This is a genomic window from Bacillus sp. JJ1566 (genome assembly GCF_036962685.1).
Lineage (GTDB): Bacteria > Bacillota > Bacilli > Bacillales > Bacillaceae_L > Ferdinandcohnia.
The window spans coordinates 16,136-33,251 of the sequence record NZ_JBALOP010000058.1 but is presented as its reverse complement, the minus strand read 5'-3'; the positions used below and the strand labels follow the sequence as shown (position 1 = coordinate 33,251).

General features: G+C 40.5%; 17 protein-coding genes and 3 pseudogenes. 13 read left to right on the top strand and 7 right to left on the bottom strand.

What is annotated here, in order from left to right:
- Window positions 1-198 precede the first annotated feature (198 nt).
- From cax to V7112_RS20535, 4 genes are all read left to right on the top strand, one after another.
- Window positions 199-1,263 (top strand): calcium/proton exchanger, encoded by a 1,065-nt coding sequence (cax, locus tag V7112_RS20550; RefSeq protein WP_335423290.1) that lies wholly within the window; start codon window positions 199-201, stop codon window positions 1,261-1,263.
- 325 nt (window positions 1,264-1,588) lie between these two features.
- On the top strand, window positions 1,589-2,206 hold the full coding sequence (locus V7112_RS20545; protein WP_335423289.1) for a YczE/YyaS/YitT family protein: 618 nt from the start codon (window positions 1,589-1,591) through the stop codon (window positions 2,204-2,206).
- A 96-nt stretch (window positions 2,207-2,302) separates the two neighbouring features.
- Window positions 2,303-3,121: a YfkD famly protein gene (locus V7112_RS20540; protein ID WP_335423287.1), complete on the top strand. Its 819-nt coding sequence runs from the start codon at window positions 2,303-2,305 to the stop codon at window positions 3,119-3,121.
- Between the two features lie 212 nt (window positions 3,122-3,333).
- Window positions 3,334-3,522 carry an SE1561 family protein gene (locus V7112_RS20535; RefSeq protein WP_335423285.1) on the top strand — a complete coding sequence of 63 codons (189 nt, stop codon included), beginning with the start codon at window positions 3,334-3,336 and terminating at the stop codon, window positions 3,520-3,522.
- A gap of 446 nt (window positions 3,523-3,968) precedes the next feature.
- Here V7112_RS20535 and V7112_RS20530 read toward each other — a convergent pair whose 3' ends face one another.
- Window positions 3,969-5,168, bottom strand: coding sequence for a DUF4317 domain-containing protein (locus V7112_RS20530; RefSeq protein ID WP_335423282.1), 1,200 nt, complete (start codon window positions 5,166-5,168; stop codon window positions 3,969-3,971).
- Window positions 5,169-5,295: 127 nt separating this feature from the next.
- Between V7112_RS20530 and V7112_RS20525 the strand changes: the two genes are divergently transcribed.
- A complete protein-coding gene (locus tag V7112_RS20525) occupies window positions 5,296-6,549 on the top strand; it encodes an MFS transporter (RefSeq protein WP_335423280.1) in 1,254 nt (417 codons plus the stop codon).
- 230 nt (window positions 6,550-6,779) lie between these two features.
- The gene (locus V7112_RS20520) at window positions 6,780-8,312 is read left to right on the top strand and encodes a fumarate hydratase (protein ID WP_335423278.1); all 1,533 of its coding nucleotides are present in this window, start codon (window positions 6,780-6,782) and stop codon (window positions 8,310-8,312) included.
- 114 nt (window positions 8,313-8,426) lie between these two features.
- Here the strand turns inward: V7112_RS20520 and V7112_RS20515 are convergent, their stop codons facing one another.
- Window positions 8,427-9,398, bottom strand: coding sequence for an NAD(P)H-dependent flavin oxidoreductase (locus tag V7112_RS20515; protein ID WP_335423276.1), 972 nt, complete (start codon window positions 9,396-9,398; stop codon window positions 8,427-8,429).
- A gap of 367 nt (window positions 9,399-9,765) precedes the next feature.
- On the opposite strand from V7112_RS20515, the gene pdaA reads away from it, so the two are divergent.
- Window positions 9,766-10,545, top strand: a complete 780-nt coding sequence (gene pdaA, locus V7112_RS20510; RefSeq protein ID WP_438823932.1) for a delta-lactam-biosynthetic de-N-acetylase — start codon at window positions 9,766-9,768, stop codon at window positions 10,543-10,545.
- A gap of 156 nt (window positions 10,546-10,701) precedes the next feature.
- Here pdaA and V7112_RS20505 read toward each other — a convergent pair whose 3' ends face one another.
- The 4 genes and pseudogenes from V7112_RS20505 to V7112_RS20490 form a co-directional block, all read right to left on the bottom strand.
- Window positions 10,702-11,277 (bottom strand): dihydrofolate reductase family protein, encoded by a 576-nt coding sequence (locus V7112_RS20505; protein ID WP_335423273.1) that lies wholly within the window; start codon window positions 11,275-11,277, stop codon window positions 10,702-10,704.
- Window positions 11,278-11,344: 67 nt separating this feature from the next.
- Window positions 11,345-11,488, bottom strand: a pseudogene (locus V7112_RS20500) (IS1595 family transposase); the annotation flags it as partial.
- Between the two features lie 96 nt (window positions 11,489-11,584).
- On the bottom strand, window positions 11,585-12,169 hold the full coding sequence (locus V7112_RS20495) for a lysozyme inhibitor LprI family protein (RefSeq protein WP_335423272.1): 585 nt from the start codon (window positions 12,167-12,169) through the stop codon (window positions 11,585-11,587).
- Between the two features lie 80 nt (window positions 12,170-12,249).
- Window positions 12,250-12,762 (bottom strand): DUF2269 family protein, encoded by a 513-nt coding sequence (locus V7112_RS20490; protein ID WP_335423269.1) that lies wholly within the window; start codon window positions 12,760-12,762, stop codon window positions 12,250-12,252.
- A 170-nt stretch (window positions 12,763-12,932) separates the two neighbouring features.
- Here V7112_RS20490 and V7112_RS20485 point away from each other — a divergent pair, with 170 nt between their 5' ends.
- From V7112_RS20485 to rlmD, 5 genes and pseudogenes are all read left to right on the top strand, one after another.
- The gene (locus V7112_RS20485; RefSeq protein ID WP_335423268.1) at window positions 12,933-13,259 is read left to right on the top strand and encodes a DMT family transporter; all 327 of its coding nucleotides are present in this window, start codon (window positions 12,933-12,935) and stop codon (window positions 13,257-13,259) included.
- Window positions 13,256-13,615: pseudogene (locus tag V7112_RS20480) on the top strand (DMT family transporter). Before V7112_RS20485 ends, V7112_RS20480 begins: the two are co-directional and overlap by 4 nt.
- A gap of 55 nt (window positions 13,616-13,670) precedes the next feature.
- The gene (locus V7112_RS20475) at window positions 13,671-13,982 is read left to right on the top strand and encodes a cupin domain-containing protein (protein ID WP_335423266.1); all 312 of its coding nucleotides are present in this window, start codon (window positions 13,671-13,673) and stop codon (window positions 13,980-13,982) included.
- 89 nt (window positions 13,983-14,071) lie between these two features.
- A complete protein-coding gene (locus V7112_RS20470; RefSeq protein ID WP_335423264.1) occupies window positions 14,072-14,938 on the top strand; it encodes a DNA-3-methyladenine glycosylase family protein in 867 nt (288 codons plus the stop codon).
- Window positions 14,939-14,950: 12 nt separating this feature from the next.
- Complete coding sequence (rlmD, locus tag V7112_RS20465; RefSeq protein ID WP_335423261.1) at window positions 14,951-16,357, top strand: 23S rRNA (uracil(1939)-C(5))-methyltransferase RlmD; 1,407 nt, start codon at window positions 14,951-14,953, stop codon at window positions 16,355-16,357.
- Between the two features lie 15 nt (window positions 16,358-16,372).
- Here the strand turns inward: rlmD and V7112_RS20460 are convergent, their stop codons facing one another.
- Window positions 16,373-16,531, bottom strand: a complete 159-nt coding sequence (locus V7112_RS20460; protein WP_335423260.1) for a DUF4368 domain-containing protein — start codon at window positions 16,529-16,531, stop codon at window positions 16,373-16,375.
- Window positions 16,532-16,588: 57 nt separating this feature from the next.
- Between V7112_RS20460 and V7112_RS20455 the strand changes: the two are divergent.
- Window positions 16,589-16,819: pseudogene (locus V7112_RS20455) on the top strand (CueP family metal-binding protein); the annotation flags it as partial.
- Between the last annotated feature and the right edge of the window lie 297 nt (window positions 16,820-17,116).

Below are 17,116 nucleotides of genomic sequence, written 5' to 3'. Positions count from 1 at the left end.
AGAGAATAAAACTACGCAAAAGCTGGGCGTAGTTTTAACTTTTTTCAATAGGGTTTTAACCCCTATTGAAAAAAGTTAAAGCCTCCGGCGGATGCCTCGATTTTTCAATGGAAATTTTTCGAGCAAGTCGAAAAAAATCGGGCAAACAAATGCGCTTTAGCGCATTTGATAGTAGGTTATAGGAAAGGTTGTGTTCTGATGAATCGACTTTTTATGATTATGATTGTGATAGGTGTTCCACTTTCAGTGATTGGGAGCCTCTTGCATTGGCCAGCCGTCATGATGTTCATTATCTATTGTTTAACGATTATCGCCTTGGCAGGATTCATGGGCAGGGCGACGGAAAGCCTTGCGATCATTGCTGGACCAAGGATTGGTGGTCTATTAAACGCAACTTTTGGGAATGCAGTTGAACTTATTATTTCGATATTTGCTTTAAAGGCTGGACTTGTCACAGTTGTGCTTGCCTCCCTTACAGGCTCTGTACTTGGAAACCTATTACTTGTTGCCGGACTTTCTTTTCTAGTTGGAGGCATTAAGTTCAAGCGACAGAAATTTAATGTCCATGATGCACGTCATAACTCAGGCCTTCTGATTTTTTCGGTTATTTTAGCATTTGTCATTCCAGAGGTTTTTTCAATGGAGATGAATGATCAGGATACATTTACGTTAAGTATCGGTATTTCGGTTATTTTAATCCTATTATATTTAGCAGGCCTTTTCTTTAAGCTTGTTTCTCATCGCGGGATTTATCAGCAGGATTCTGAGCAAGTGGAGAAGGAAAATGAAGAGCATGAGGAGCCCGAATGGGGGAAATGGAAGGCCCTTATTATCCTGGCTATATCGACGGTTGCTGTTGGATATGTGTCCGAAAATCTCGTCCATACCTTTGAAGTCGTTGCTGAAAGCTTTGGGTGGAGTGAAATTTTTATCGGGATCATTATCGTAGCAATAGTTGGAAACGCGGCAGAGCATGCTTCTGCCGTAATGATGGCTTATAAAAATAAAATGAATGTTGCCATCGAAATCGCCATTGGCTCAACCTTGCAGGTTGCCATGTTTGTTGCGCCGCTGTTAGTGTTGATTTCGTTATTCCTGGATACAAAGATGGCGCTCGTGTTTTCCATGCCAGAGTTAATCGCGATGATCACCGCAGTATTTTTAACGATTTCCTTAACGAATGATGGAGAAACAAACTGGTTTGAAGGTGGTACATTGTTAGCGGCATACGCAATTATGGGGATTGGGTTTTATTTATTATAAAGACAAAAAACGACTCTGTGCAGACATTTTATCTACACAGAGTCGTTTGGTTTTTTATGACTTTCATTTAAGTACTTTTAAGGGATAACTTTCATTTGCTGTACTTCTTTGTCCGGTAATCGAATAGCATACCCCCTGTCATTAAAGGTATGGTCTCCTTATCCCTCCTTCAAGTAAGGTATACTTTATCTTATTTACCTAAGATTAAAAATATTCGAATAAATTTTACGAAAATGAAAAATATCGATTAATTAATTCGAGTCGATTATAATTAAGTGCAATGTATAAACTAAAAATAATATTTTAAACCTAAGGGAGCTCAACCATGATTACACGACGAATTATATTCTTTTGCGTTGGGTTGTTTATCTTGGCGCTTGGAATCAGTTTGATGATAATTGCAGATATCGGTGCCGGGGCATGGGATGCTCTTAATGTCGGGCTATCCGAAAAAATCGGACTCACAGTCGGCAATTGGGTTATTATTGTCGGGATTATAGTCATGCTTGTGAATGCTCTATTGCTGCGTGAGAGACCTGCGTTTTTAGCAATTGGAACCATCATTTTAATTGGATTTTTTATTGATTTTTGGTTATTAGTTGCGTTGGATGAATGGAATTTGGAAGGCTTATTAGTGAAAACTCTTGTTTTATTAGGAGGATTAGTAGTTGCCTCACTCGGAATCTCCATTTATTTGCAGGCGAAGTTTCCACTCTCACCACTCGATAATTTGATGCTCGCGATTAGCAAACGATTTAAGCTGAAATTTGGGGTTGCCAAAACAATTGCTGAAACAACAGGCCTGATTTTGGCCCTTTTGGTTGGAGGCCCGATTGGGATTGGAACCTTGGTTGTCACATTCGGGATTGGCCCTATCATCCAATTCTTTTTTCCGTATTTTGAGAGGTTGATGAGTAAGGGGATTAAAGCTAGCAAGGGATAAACCTGCTAGCTTTTTTACATTTCCTAATAAAAGGATGGATAAACTGCAAATTCTTCGAAAACACTAAGCACAAAGCTAAAGAAAGGAGTACCGTCTATGAAACGAAAATTTCTTTTTATAGTTGCCGTCATGTTGATGTTTGGTTTTGTTGCAGGAACGACAATGGCGGAAGGTACCGATAAAACAAAGGGTGAAAAAGTAAATAAATTTAAAATACCTAGTTCTGTTTTAGACATTTCACAGGATAATACCTATCCGAATCCGACGCAGGATTTACCATATCTCCAGCCAAGTAAGCTCACAAAAGAGCTTATTAATAGTGCTGATGTAGAAATAGAAAATCCGGATCTTATTCGTATTTTAAATGAGTCGGCCATCCAGACGACACCGCTTGCGCTTGGATATCGCGCAACCATTTACTTAGGACAATGGCCGCTAAACTATGAATCGTCTGAAACAAGCACGAATTGGGAGTATGAAAAAATCAACACAAACTATTATGACAATCGTGGCGGAAAGACACCATTTAAAATCCACTACAAACAAGAAATGCAGAAGATTGTCAGAGGTGGATTAACTGCAGAGATTCAGGATGCAGATGAGGTAAAGAAAATGATGTTAATCGAAGCCGCGCAAAAGTCGAAGCTTCCACTTTCCTTTACAACAATCATTGGGGGTGGAACCAAAAAGGACCAAGTTTATAATGTACCCCCGAAAAGGTTAGGGTACTTATATGCATATGCGCCGGCGGTCAATGAAAAAGGGAAGGTTACATACGGTGAAGTCTACCTTGTTCTAAAAGGAAGCAAAAAATCCATCGTTGTAAAAAACGTAACCCACCAAGGAATCGGCGCCTGGATCCCAGTTCAAGACCACGTTTCTTACGGATTCCTCGTTTCAGAAACTCCGAGATGAAAAAAGAAATTCGGGCGACAAAGCAGCGCCCGAATTTTTTTACATCTAATTTGTAAATTTGTTGAACCGCAATTGGCTGGAAAAATAATTGTCAATACAGATATAATAATGCATATGAACAAAGACTAAGAACGCCACATCCTGTGGCAAGGTCTTTGTGACCCACTTCCTGTGGGCCTAAAACGATTGAAGTAGGAAAGGAACGTTGTAGCTTGGGAAACGCGATTCATGATAAGGACTCACAAATATCCTATTTAAAAAACCGCCTAAATATGTTTCTAGAGGTCATTGATTCAATGGACCCCGAATCCACTGATTTAGAGGACATCGACCGCCTCATTGAGATGCTCGATGACTTAGAAGGAAAATATGAACGATTTAAGAAGGATTGGAAGGAATAGATTTGTTGGAAGACGCTCAGGACTGGTGCTGGGCGTTTGTTTTGTTTGTTTGTTGAGGGAGGGGCGATAATTGGAAAAAACAGTGAATCGTGCCCGATTGTCAATGGGTTAGGTGCAAAGGGTAACGCAAGCGATTGAATCATGCCCGATTGTCAGTGGGGAAGGTGCAAAGGGTAACGGAAGCGAATGAATCGTGCCCGATTGTCAATGTAGAAGGTGTAAAGGGTAACGTAAGCAATTGAATCGTGCCCGATTTGCAAAGGGGAAGAGGCAAAGGGTAACGCAAGCGATAGAATCGTGCCCAATTGGCAATGAGGAAGGTGCAAAGAGTAACGCAAGCGATAGAATCTTACCCGATTGACAATGAAGAAGACTCAAATGGAAACGCAATTGTTCGAATTCAAATAAAAACAGCGGATTTCGATTAGAAATCCGCTGTTTTTGCTTTAAAAGGAACCAGTAGAACCGTCCCTGTGGTCCCCATGATTCTTCGTCTCCAACGTCAACCCTTCAACAACGACGTCCTCGTCTATTTCCAGCAACAAGCAGCGTTTGCCTTGGTACATGATGTATTTGACGTATTTTAATTCTTTTGGACTCAATTTGAGGTCGGCGACTTTTGTGTTGATTTTGATTGTTTTTGGTACAAGATTGGCTGCTTTAAATTCATGCCGCTCATCATCCAGTACACTTTTAAAAGCATGCTCCACCTTTACTGTGTCTACATTTTCCACGCCGCTCACCTTCAAGATGCGCTCGACGTCCTGGTAGTTAATCATTGGTGGTTCGCTTTCTTCTTCTTCCTCTTCTTCTTTTTCCTGAACGAACTTGTCGATTTCTTCATATACATTCGAAATAACCTCGGACTCGACCGTGTCCCCAATCACATTTTTCAGGATCATCTCAAAGCCGATCTTATCATCTTCGGCCGTCATGATATCCTCACAATTCAACACATCGGCAATGAAAGAATAGCTAGGCTCGTTCGATTTCCCTGAAGCATATAGAATATGATTCACATCTGCCGCATTGTCGTTAAAGGCTGGGAAAAGAAACCCTGTTAACGGAGCCGTCAGGTTAATAACCGGGTCCAGCACCGTATTTGATTTGAACGTTCTTTCAATATAATCAAAAACCAATGTCTTTTTCGGTTGATCTATTTTATTTAAGGTGCATAAAATGAGGGGGCTGAAATAAACCTCATCAGAGCCGCCTTCCTCAGATTCAGCACTACGTTTTCGCGTTGGTTTGCGATACTCGGCACGAATGAATGTAACCACTGTATCAAAATCATAAACCTTAGTAGCATACATTTTCTCTACGATTTGCAGCATTTGCTCTAACCAATCTTCGGTATCTTCCATTTGCAGCCCGTCATATAGAAGGTCACGCGTGCTATTTTCAACATCGTGCTGGAACTTCAACTCAAACAGCTTTGTATCAAGCTGCCCAGCCAAAGTCTTTTTAAAGTTATCTAAAAATAATTCTTGAGCTTCCTGTTCTAACAGCTCGAACGGCTGACAAATATGGTGATAAATTTCATTAGATTCTTTTTTAACATACACATTAAAAATTTCATTAATTTTTAAGTATTGATTATTCAACTTAAATTGCTTGCGGATGTTTGCGATGTCTTTTTTATTCATTGTATCTCAACTCCCATTTTTTGATTATACATGTATGAGTTCAAAATTGTAATGATTGATTTTTTCGCAAGTGTATGAGCACTACCGGGTGCAAAAGCCCATATACATAGTACGGGGGTAGATATCATTGGGCATTCAAAAAAGGAAGTATCGATGGGTAATTTTTGGTTCAGTTTTGTTTACATATGTCGTGATGTCTGGTCAACGCACAGCACCCGGACTGATTACAGACCAATTGATGATTGATTTTCAAGTCACCGCAACAACGATCGGTCTACTCACAAGTATCCAATTTTTCGTGTACACAGGGTTACAAATGCCAATGGGAATCTTAGCAGATCGCTACGGACCTAATTTTTTCCTGATACTAGGTGCCAGCCTGACAGGCGTTGGAACCATTGTTTATAGCGTCGGTACCCATGAGTTCATCCTTTTTTTTGCACGAATCCTAACAGGAATTGGGGATGCGACCATTTGGGTTAATTTAGTGCTCATTTTAAGCAAATGGTTTAATGAAAAAGAATTTACTCGGCTAATTGGAGTTGCAGGAATGACTGGAAGTCTTGGTTTCCTGATGGCAACTGTGCCGTTCTCAGCATTGATTGTCTTACTCGGTTGGCGGGGAGCCTTTCTTTCAGGGGGAATCCTCCTATGTTTGTGCGGAATCTTTCTTTATTTTGTGCTAGTAAAAAAGCCGGGACACTCGATTATTGAGAAAAACGAAGTTCAACGTGAAAAAACATCGGTGTTATTGCGTCGAATTTTTTCAAATCGGCAAGCATGGGCTTTGTTTCTATGTCACTTTGGGCTTGTCGGAGGGTATTTAGGCTTTATCGGTTCGTGGGCCGTGCCTTATGGAATGGATATTCACGGGCTGACCCGTTTGGGCGCAAGTAAGCTTATTATGTTTAGTTTAATCGGAGCCCTCATTGGTGCGCCTCTAATCGGTTGGATTTCAAGTCGCTTAGGCACAATCAAACGACCATATATCTTTTTTCATGCTGTCACTGTTATGTGTTGGTCAACATTTCTTTTATTTAAGGAGGGACCACCATTATTCTTGGTCATTTCGCTTTTCTTTATCATCGGATTTGCGTTTGGATCAAATTCCTTAACCTTTGCAGTTGTTCGAAAAACCTTTCCAACAAGTGAGTCAGGTATGGTATCAGGGTTTGCGAACACGGGTGGGTTTTTAAGTGCGGTGTTACTACCAGCTATTTTTGGGAGTGTATTAGACCATTTTACAGCTGGATATTATTTCGGTTTCGTAATCCCCGTGATTTTTTCAATCGTAGGTTTAATTGGGGTGAATTTAATAAAAGAAAAAGAACACATAAAAACTGGAATCGCTTGCAAATCCCTTTCCGAAAAAAACTTCTAGGAGTATAATGAAAATTGTGATTACAGATAAAATGTATAAATTTGAGTGCATGTTCAAAAAGGAGGATGAAAAGGACCAAGAAGTTCGAGGCGGCGCAGTTTTGAGTACCGGAGCGTATGCAGTTAATACGTGAGGAACGGAAAAACTAGCCAACGAAGAAATTCGATGTGTCATTTTCACCGGACTTTTTTGAACATCCTCTCGGGGATGTAAGGGAAAGGGGAATACAGATGGATAAGCTACAACAAAGTATGTACAAATTAATTGTAGAGACATCAACAAGACTTCCAAAGGATGTACGTAGAGCGGTTGCTCGCGCAAAAGCGAGTGAAAGTGCGGGTACTCGTGCTGCTATGTCTCTTTCAACAATCACCAATAATATTTCAATGGCAGATGTAAACGTATCACCAATCTGTCAAGATACAGGTCTACCAACCTTCAAAGTGAAAACTCCTGTTGGTGTGAACCAATTAAAAATTAAAGCAGCCATTCGTGAAGCAATTGTAGAAGCAACAAAAGATGGGAAGCTACGTCCAAACGCTGTTGATTCATTAACAGGTAAAAACAGTGGGGACAACCTTGGTGAAGGTGTTCCAGTCATTAAGTTTGAACAATGGGAAGAGGATTACATCGATGTACGCCTTATTTTAAAAGGCGGCGGATGTGAGAACAAAAACATTCAATATAGCTTACCAACTGAGCTAGAGGGGATTGGTCGTGCAGGCCGTGATTTAGACGGAATTCGTAAATGTATCATGCACTCTGTCTACCAAGCACAAGGACAAGGCTGTAGTGCTGGATTCATCGGCGTTGGAATCGGGGGAGACCGTACGTCTGGCTACGAGTTAGCAAAAGAACAGCTTTTCCGCTCTGTTGAGGATGTTAATCCAAACGAAGATCTTCGTCAACTTGAAGAATATGTAATGGAAAATGCGAATAAGCTTGGAATCGGAACAATGGGCTTCGGCGGTGAAACAACTCTACTTGGTTGTAAAGTTGGCGTGATGCACCGTATTCCTGCTAGCTTCTTCGTATCTGTTGCGTACAACTGCTGGGCATACCGCCGTCTAGGTGTCACACTTAATGCTGAAACAGGTGATATCAAAGATTGGTTATACCAAGATGGAGAAGAAATCGACTTCTCTAAAGATCAAGAAGAAGTTGAAGTAAAGTCTGAGACTCGCGAAGTTGTGCTTCAAGCACCAATCACTGAAGAACAAATCCGTGAACTTAAAGTGGGTGACGTGGTTAGAATTAATGGCCGTATGTTCACTGGCCGTGACGCAATCCACAAGCACCTTTCTGAAAATGATGCACCAGTTGATCTGGATGGACAAATCATCTATCACTGTGGTCCGGTTATGCTTAAGGATGAAGATGGCAACTGGCACGTAAAAGCTGCTGGCCCAACAACAAGTATTCGTGAGGAGCCTTACCAAGGCGATATCATGAAAAAGTTTGGCATCCGCGCTGTTATCGGTAAAGGTGGAATGGGACCTAAGACACTTGCTGCATTAAAAGAGCATGGTGGAGTTTACTTAAATGCAATCGGCGGGGCTGCCCAATATTATGCAGACTGTATCAAGTCTGTTGATGGGGTTGATCTCATGCAGTTCGGTATCCCAGAAGCGATGTGGCATCTATCTGTTGAGGGCTTCACAGCCGTTGTTACAATGGACTCACACGGCAACAGCCTCCACGAGGATGTCGACAAATCTTCATTAGAAAAACTAGAACAATTCAAAGAGCGAGTATTCGCTTAATCATAGTTGTTTAATGGCCCGTTACGATTATGCGTAGCGGGTTTTTCTATTTTGTTAGGCCTTATAGGTGAATGAAGTAAAGGTAGTATTGCCTAAACAACACTACCTATAAAATTAAGCGAATGCTTCATATTCAGTTTTGATGTTATTGAAAATCGTCTGAACGGGTAGGATTTCGTTAATTTCATGGACTCTTGCCCCTGCAAATACAAGTCCATTCTCACAATCACCTTCCATAGAGGTTATCATAGAATCCATTGTACAAAAACGATAAGAGCAGTCTTTCAGGCAATCGATACATTTCTTTATTTTCACCTTTTTATTATCAGATATTTTCTCAGTAAAGGCGTTCTTAATGGCGCGACCTTCCAGTCCTACAGTGGTTTTCACCATGACGATATCTTCCTGTTTCGCCTGGACATACTTTTCTTTGAAGGATAATGGTGCATCACACTCGTGACTTGCGACAAATCTTGTTCCCATCTGAACACCGGAAGCCCCAATAGAAATTGCACGTGCGATATCCTCTCCAGTCATGATCCCTCCAGCAGCAATAACAGGAATCTTAACCGCTTCCACGACTTCCGGTAAAATATCAAACAACGGTCTTTCGGTCCCTAAATGACCACCGGCTTCATTGCCCTCTACAACAACTGCAGAAGCACCGAGCCGCTCTGAAATTTTAGCTAGCCTTGCCGACGACACAATCGAGATGACCGGTGTGCCAGATTCTTTGCCCCAGTTGTACATATCTCTTGATATCCCAGCACCAGAAATAATGAAATCAACCTTTTCCTCAATGGCTACCTTCATTTTTTCAGCAAAATCATTCATGGCAAAAAGTACATTCACCCCAATATAACCATTACCCTCGATAGATGCACGTGCCTTTCTTATATGCATTCTTAAATCTTCGATACTAATTCCTGTACCGGAAATAATTCCAATACCCCCAGCATTCGCAACAGCTGACGCAAGACCGCTTAACGAAATACCTACGCCCATACCACCTTGCATGATGGGAAACTTAGGCAACATATGACCGATTTTTAATTGTGGAAATTTCAAAAGAATACCCCATTTCATCTCTAATTTGTTTCTTCTCTATTATTGTGTGATTGGGGCTAAACTGAATAGTGACAAATATAATACCTGATACTAAAAACAGGTGATAATTTAGTGATTGTCATGGAATGTTCAAGAATAGCTAAAAAAGTTTTAGCTTCATGTCACAAGCATGTAGAAAAAAATGGTCTCGTGGCACACGTACGAACCAAATTCCCTTACAATGTCCCGCAAGCCCAACATCAAATTTTATTCACAGACCCAACAAAATCATGATTGGTAATCTATCCCTGCATGAACTCCCTTATTGTGGTAAAAACTAACGCTACTACTAACGGAGTTTTAGGAGGTTTTACGTTTGAAAAGGCTTTGTGGCATACTTCTTCTTTTGATTGTTACCTTTTCATTGGCTGGTGCCCACCAGGTGGCGGCAGCTTATTCAAATGCACCCATCCATTGGGGGTTCAAAAAGAGCAAAAACCATGAACCGGCCTCAGCGGGTGAGGAATATGATCAACTACTCGCAAAATATGGCGCATTTTATATTGGGGATACAACGAAAAAAGACATCTATCTTACATTTGATAACGGCTATGAAAATGGCTACACCGAAAAAGTTCTTGATGTGTTAAAAAAGAAAAAAGTTCCGGCGACCTTCTTCGTTACGGGGCACTATTTAAAAGATCAAGCCGACCTCGTCAAACGAATGGCGAAGGAAGGGCATGTCGTTGGCAATCATTCATGGTATCATCCGGATTTAACGAGGGTGAGTGACGAGCGACTCCGAAAAGAATTGGATTCCGTTCGAGAGGAAACAAAGAAACTGACTGGACAGGATGTCACCTATCTTCGTCCACCGCGCGGCATATTCAGTGAACGAACATTAGCCTTATCCAACAATCTTGGTTATCAGAATGTATTCTGGTCGCTGGCCTTTGTCGACTGGCACATTAATAACCAACGTGGGTGGGAGTATGCCTACAACAACATCATGAGACAAATTCATCCTGGGGCCATCCTTTTGCTACATACGGTTTCGAGGGATAATGCCGAAGCGCTTGGAAAAGCCATCGATGACTTACGCGAAGAAGGCTATACCTTCAGAAGCTTAGACCAGCTAATGGCGGAAAAAACGATAAAAGAAGAGTTGCTTTTTAACATGGACTAAATAGGAAAAGGACTTAGAATCGCCTATCTAAGTCCTTTTTCTCTTGGCTATGTTAAATTCTAATGTAGATTTGTGACCATAAGAAAACCGCCTTTGTGAAAAGGAGGTTAATTGAGCTATCGTCTCCCGTTAGGGTAATCACCTTAAGTGACAAGGTCATCTTACCGTCTGGTAAACGAGACCTATGGCTCCAGAATCAAAGGTCTTGTTTTCGATTAGCTTAAGATTGATCTTCTCTTTAAGACCTTGGAATAACGGCAATCCCTTACCGATCAGGACGGGAGAAACGGTAATTTTATATTCATCAATTAAATCAAGCTGCATAAGGTGGTGTGCAAACCTAGGACTGCCAAGGATGACCATATCCTTGCCCGGCTGCTGTTTGAGGTAATTGATCTCTTCCTCGACATCTTCTTTCACGAGTCTGGAATTACTCCATTCGACTTTCTCCAGCGTCGTGGAAAAAACGATTTTGGCTGTCTTTTCAATCCAATCGGCATGATTCCGTTCATGCTGCGAAGCTGATGGGTTCGAAGGCACAGATGGCCAGTAACTGTGCATCATCTGATAAGTCCCACGTCCCCAAATGACAGTGTCGGCAGTACTCAGAATTTCTTTCGCGTGTTTCTCCAAATCAGCATCGTAGGAAACCCAGCTAATGTCCATTTCACCATTCGGCCCTTCTACAAAACCGTCAAGTGATGCGTGCAGAAATAGAACGAGTTTTCTCATTTTCAGTTCTCCTTTGTCCATGAGGGATATCTACATTACACATAAACTACATTTTAGCATAATTCAACTTGGGTTGTTTTTCTTGGATTTCGTCAATTGCTCGAACGGGAGCTGACACACCCTTAGTTCGGGATTGCAAAAAGAAGATAGGTTCCTGCTTACCACTATCGTCTAATGTATCAGCAAGCTTTTTTAGCTCCTTTAAATCAATAGACAAATCATCTCCGAATCGAATTGTTACCTTTATCATAGAACATTCTTTCTTAATTATCAAAAATCAACATTAAGGTTTAACAAAGCCTTTCTCTTAAAAATAATTTTCAACTAACTCATAGCATCTTTCTTTGGTGACCTGCGCTTGTGTGCTAACTTTTACTAAAGACTCCATTGAGCCGCCTTCATATTGTGTGGCTTCTTTGCTTGCCGCTTCATACTTAAATTTAATCCATCTGCGTTGCTCTTCCCGCAATTTATCCATTTTTTCAGTTGGAAGCTGTTTCTCTAGTTCTTTCCAAATTTTATTTAGTTGATCATCCCAGATTTTATATGTACCTGCTGCGATTTCTTCCAATTCAATTTGCGTTTCACCCTCAGGCTTGTTTTCGATTTCTTCTACAATCGTTGCGAGTTCATTTAAATATTGGTCCTTAAGAGTACTAGTTTCGGCTGTAGCTTCGATGCTAGTATCTGGAGCATCCGCATTTTCATCAGAAGCATTTGCCTCTTCACTATCTGAAGCATCAACAGCTTCATTTGATTTCGCTTTTTTAGAATCTGCCTCATATTCTACGCTCTTTGCTGGTTCTTCCGGCGACGAAATCGTCTCCTCATCTTTATTTCCGCAGGCCGCTAACAATGCTATCAAAACTGTAAACAGTAAAAACTTCTTCATTGCAAAACTCCTTGTAAAGTTTGTCTTCGTAAACTACTTTACCAAAATTATATCCTAAAAACGATAAAAGAGCTGTAGGTTCAGCTCTTTTTCGGTGATACTTTTTTCTTCCGCCAAGGTTTTAAGTATGAAATAATAAAAATAAAAATGGTAACTACCACCTGAAAATAGACCGCATATTGCCTTATTAAATGATTTTGAATGAATTCAGGATTGGTCAAGGCTAACTCTCGTTGAGTTTCAAGTAGCTCCATATTTGTGATCATTAGCTTGTCTATAATAAAAATCCCAACGATCGTTTGAATCATATACAATACGAATTTCACGCCAACCCATCGATGCTTGAAAAACCCCCAGTTCGTAAAAAATCCATAGGTGAGCCCCACTACTAATGTGCCAATTGCACCCCAGCGAACAATATTATCACTAATAATTACAATATTTTTATACCCGAGATAGGACTCGTTAAATTCAGTAAAATCAAGGTAAAGATTTAATGAAAGAGAGCTTAAAATGCCTCCGAAAAATAATACGACTAGAAAAACGTGAATAATTTTTAACCATTTCATCCCTTTAGGTCCGATTTTTTTCAACTGCAATACCTCCTAATGTCATGACCAGCACTATTTATATTACTAAGAGGAGGATGACTTAAAAATGTGCTACAGATGTAATTTTCGCTACAACTGAGGTCCTATATTCCGTAAATTTGACTGAGAAGGTAAAATGGAGAAAGATACTTCTTTAGGTAGGAGGAACAACTATGAATGCATACATCCTTTTGATACTAGCGATTATTAGTGAAGTGTTTGGCAGCTCAATGCTTAAGGCAACAGATGGCTTCAAAAAATTCCTGCCTTCTTTAGGCGTAATGGTTGGATACGGTCTAGCATTCTATGCATTATCGCAAACATTAAAAACATTACCGCTCGGGTTGTCATATGCAATCTGGTCAGGAGTAGGGACAGCGCTAACGGCATTAGTCGGAATCATCGTCTATAAAGAAAATGTCGATATGAAAAAAATTCTAGGATTCCTCATGATTATCGGGGGAGTCATTTTGCTAAATGTGGGAGGAGTTCACGAATGAGAGGCTATCTTGCGTTAACCATTTCAATCATTAGTGAAATCGTTGCGACCGTCATGCTAAAAATGTCAGATGGATTTACCGTTCTATTCCCATCAATCGGTGTCATCGTGGGCTACGGTCTTGCATTTTATTGCTTGTCTTTATGTCTTAAAACACTTCCGCTAAGCTTGGCCTATGCAATTTGGTCTGGAGCAGGAACAGCAGCCACGGCGATAATCGGCGCTTTTGTGTAGGGAGAGGTTTTTAGTGCTCTTAAACTAGTAGGCATCGTCCTAATTATTGGTGGCGTGATTTTATTAAACTCTTCGAAAGATGAAGAAGTAGAAATCGAGAATCCAAAAGCGAAGGCGCTTTGAAAAAAGTGCGATTCCTCTTATAATGAAAGGGAATACATATTAAGGGGGAGCAGCAATGGTTGGAGAATGGGAAAACGCAGAACCAGGGGTAAAACGAAAAATATTCCCACCGGGTGAATCGGTGATGATGATGGAAGTACACTTCGAAAAAGGGGCGGAAGGCTATCAACACAGCCATCCACATGAGCAGCTTACTTATGTCATGAAGGGATGCTTCCAGTTCACGATCGAAGGAGAACAAACTACGGTATCTCAAGGAGAAACGATTTTTATTCCGGGCAACCATAAACATGGTGTCGTTGCGTTAGAGGAAGGTATTTTACTAGATGCTTTTACTCCGCTTCGGGATGATCTCTTAAATAAATAAACAGTACGAATCCTCTTGCTTGCAGGGGGATTTTTTTTACCTCTAAATGGTATAATGTGTACTAACACTTATGAATTGAGGTGGTTTCCATGTGGGAGAAAACCGTGCATGTACAGCCTCCATACGATTTTGACCGCGTCCTAGATAGGCTATCAATCAATCCGACGAATCATTTGAATAAAGATCGACGCTTAGTGAAGGTGCCTTTTTATTTTAAAAATGAACCTGTCGTAGTCACGGTAAAAGCAACAGGGACAACAGATGAGCCAACTTTCGTAGTTACAGGCCCTCATAAAGATTCTATGGAATATGCGTTGCAGCATGTTACTCACATTTTTCAATGGGACGTACCGTTGAAGGAAATCCAAGACCATTTTTTACAAACAGACCTTAGAGATATTTTCATAGAGCATCGTGGAACGCCTTTGGTCTTAGATTTTGATCCGTATTTTTCCTTGATGAAGTGTATCATCCATCAGCAGCTCAATATGACATTCGCCCACACACTAACATCTAGATTTTTGACCACATATGGCCAAGAAATCGAGGGGACGTGGATACATCCTCGCCCTGAGAAAGTCGCCGAATTGTCTGTTGCGGACCTTAGGGAATTGCAATTTAGTGGACGAAAAGCGGAATATGTTATTGATACGTCTAAATTGATTGCCTCTGGAGAGTTAACACTTCCGGATCTCCAATCCAAAACCGATGAAGAGATCATGGACACGCTTGTTAAAATTCGCGGTATTGGAAAATGGACCGCAGAAAATTTTCTTTTATTCGCATTGGGACGACCAAATCTCTTCCCCATGGCCGATATCGGAATCCAAAATGCCATCAAAAAATTATACAATCTTGAAAAAAAGCCATCCTATGAACAAATGGAAGAATACAGCAAGCCATGGGAGCCATACTTAAGCTATGCCTCCTTGTATTTATGGCGAAGCATTGAATAGAAAGTTGTGTGTATGATGAAACAACAAAAAGAAAACCAAGCAAAATTACAAGTGGGACAAACCTTCCCCCTTACAATAAAAAGACTCGGAATTAATGGAGAAGGCGTCGGCTATTTTAAAAGGCAAGTTGTCTTTGTACCTGGGGCACTACCAGGTGAGGAGGTAGTGGTCGAAGCAACAAAAGTACTTTCGAAATTCTCTGAGGGCAGAATTAAAAAAATCCGCAAAAAATCAGAACACCGAGTGAAGCCACCATGTCCAATTTATGATTTATGTGGAGGCTGCCAGCTGCAGCATTTGGATTATCGCCAGCAATTAAAGGAGAAGCGAGACATTGTCGTCCAAGCGTTTGAACGTTACAGCAAAACACCTATTGAGAAACTCAATATAAAAGATACAATTGGCATGGAAAACCCGTGGAACTATCGGAACAAAAGCCAGTTCCAGGTCGGACTTGATAAACAAAAAGTGATAGCGGGTCTATATGGACTAAACTCTCACAAACTAATTGATATTGCAGATTGCATGATTCAACATCCTGCAACAAGCAAGGTCACACAAACAGTAAAAATGATCCTACAGGACCTGAAAATATCAATCTATAATGAGCGAAATCGAAAGGGACTAGTCCGCACTATTGTTACAAGAGTAGGTGTCCAGTCAGGTGAGGTTCAGCTTGTCTTAATCACAGCTGAAAAAGAAATCCCTCGAAAAAGCTTATTAATAGAAGAAATTACAAAACGTTTACCTGAAGTGAAATCAATAATCCAAAACATTAACGGTCAAAAAACATCACTCATTTTTGGAGACGAATCGATTCATTTGCACGGAAGCGAGGTCATTCAAGAAACATTAGGAGACCTTTCATTCGAGCTATCCGCTCGTGCATTCTTCCAGCTGAACCCAGAGCAAACCGTTAAATTATATGATGAAGTAAAAAAGGCAACCCAATTAACAGGCAAGGAAAAAATCGTCGATGCGTACTGTGGAGTCGGAACAATCGGACTATGGCTTGCAGATGGAGCGGCCGAAATTCGCGGAATCGAAATCATCCCAGAAGCCATCGAAGACGCAAGAAAAAATGCCAAAAAACATGGTTTCGAGAATGCAACTTATGCCGTAGGAAAAGCCGAAAAACTCCTACCAAAATGGGTAAATGAAGGCTGGCGCCCAGACGTCATCGTCGTCGACCCACCACGTACTGGCTGTGACGATCAATTCTTACAGACCGTGTTAAAGGTAAAACCGAAGAAGATGGTGTATGTGTCTTGTAATCCGTCTACTTTAGCGAAGGATATTCAAGTGTTGTCGAAGCTTTACCAGGTTGAGTATGTGCAGCCGGTGGATATGTTTCCGCATACGGCGCATGTCGAGTGCGTCTCGCAGATAGTTTTAAAAGAAGCAGCAGGCCCCAAATAGGGATTCCTGCTGCATTTATTTAATTTTAGGAGCCGTAAAACTATAATGGATAATTGGTATTCCATCGGACTTAACGTCAATTCGATTAACGAAGCGGTGTAAGATTTCTGGTGTTAACTCATCTGAATTCAGGAATTGTTGTAATTTTTGTTTTAACTGTCCAATGTTATCCAACGTTTGTTTGTTTAATTCACGAGGAATTACATCGAGACTTTTCCTAACCCCGATAGTTGTCAAGGGGAATTAGTTGAAAAAGAGTTTGATGTATACATTCAAGATGAAGAGGGGAATGTAGATGCCGATGAAAAGGTGGCATCGCTCGAAAACGGATTTATCAATCTATGGTTACCACGGGATAAAACATATCAAGTAAAAATTGAATATGATGGAAAAACAGCAGAATCTGAAATTTCCACATTTGAAGGCGATAATACTTGTATAACAACAATGCAGTTAATGTAGTTGGTACAGCTAAAGTAAATAATAGATTCTGTTTAAAAATGAGATGTTTCTAAATATGGAACATCTCATTTTCATTTCATTCAGCAACTTTAAGAGTTCGTAATGTATTTAAGATTACAATGATTGCAACTCCTGAATCACTTAATACTGCTAACTAGAAGTGTAAGCCAACTTGGGAATATTCATGCTAACGCAACGAATTTGAGGGTTATTGAGAATCGAATATGTCAATGCTTATCTACATTGATACCAATGATAAACTAGAACTAGAAGTAACTTTATAGTAAGTAAAAGCAT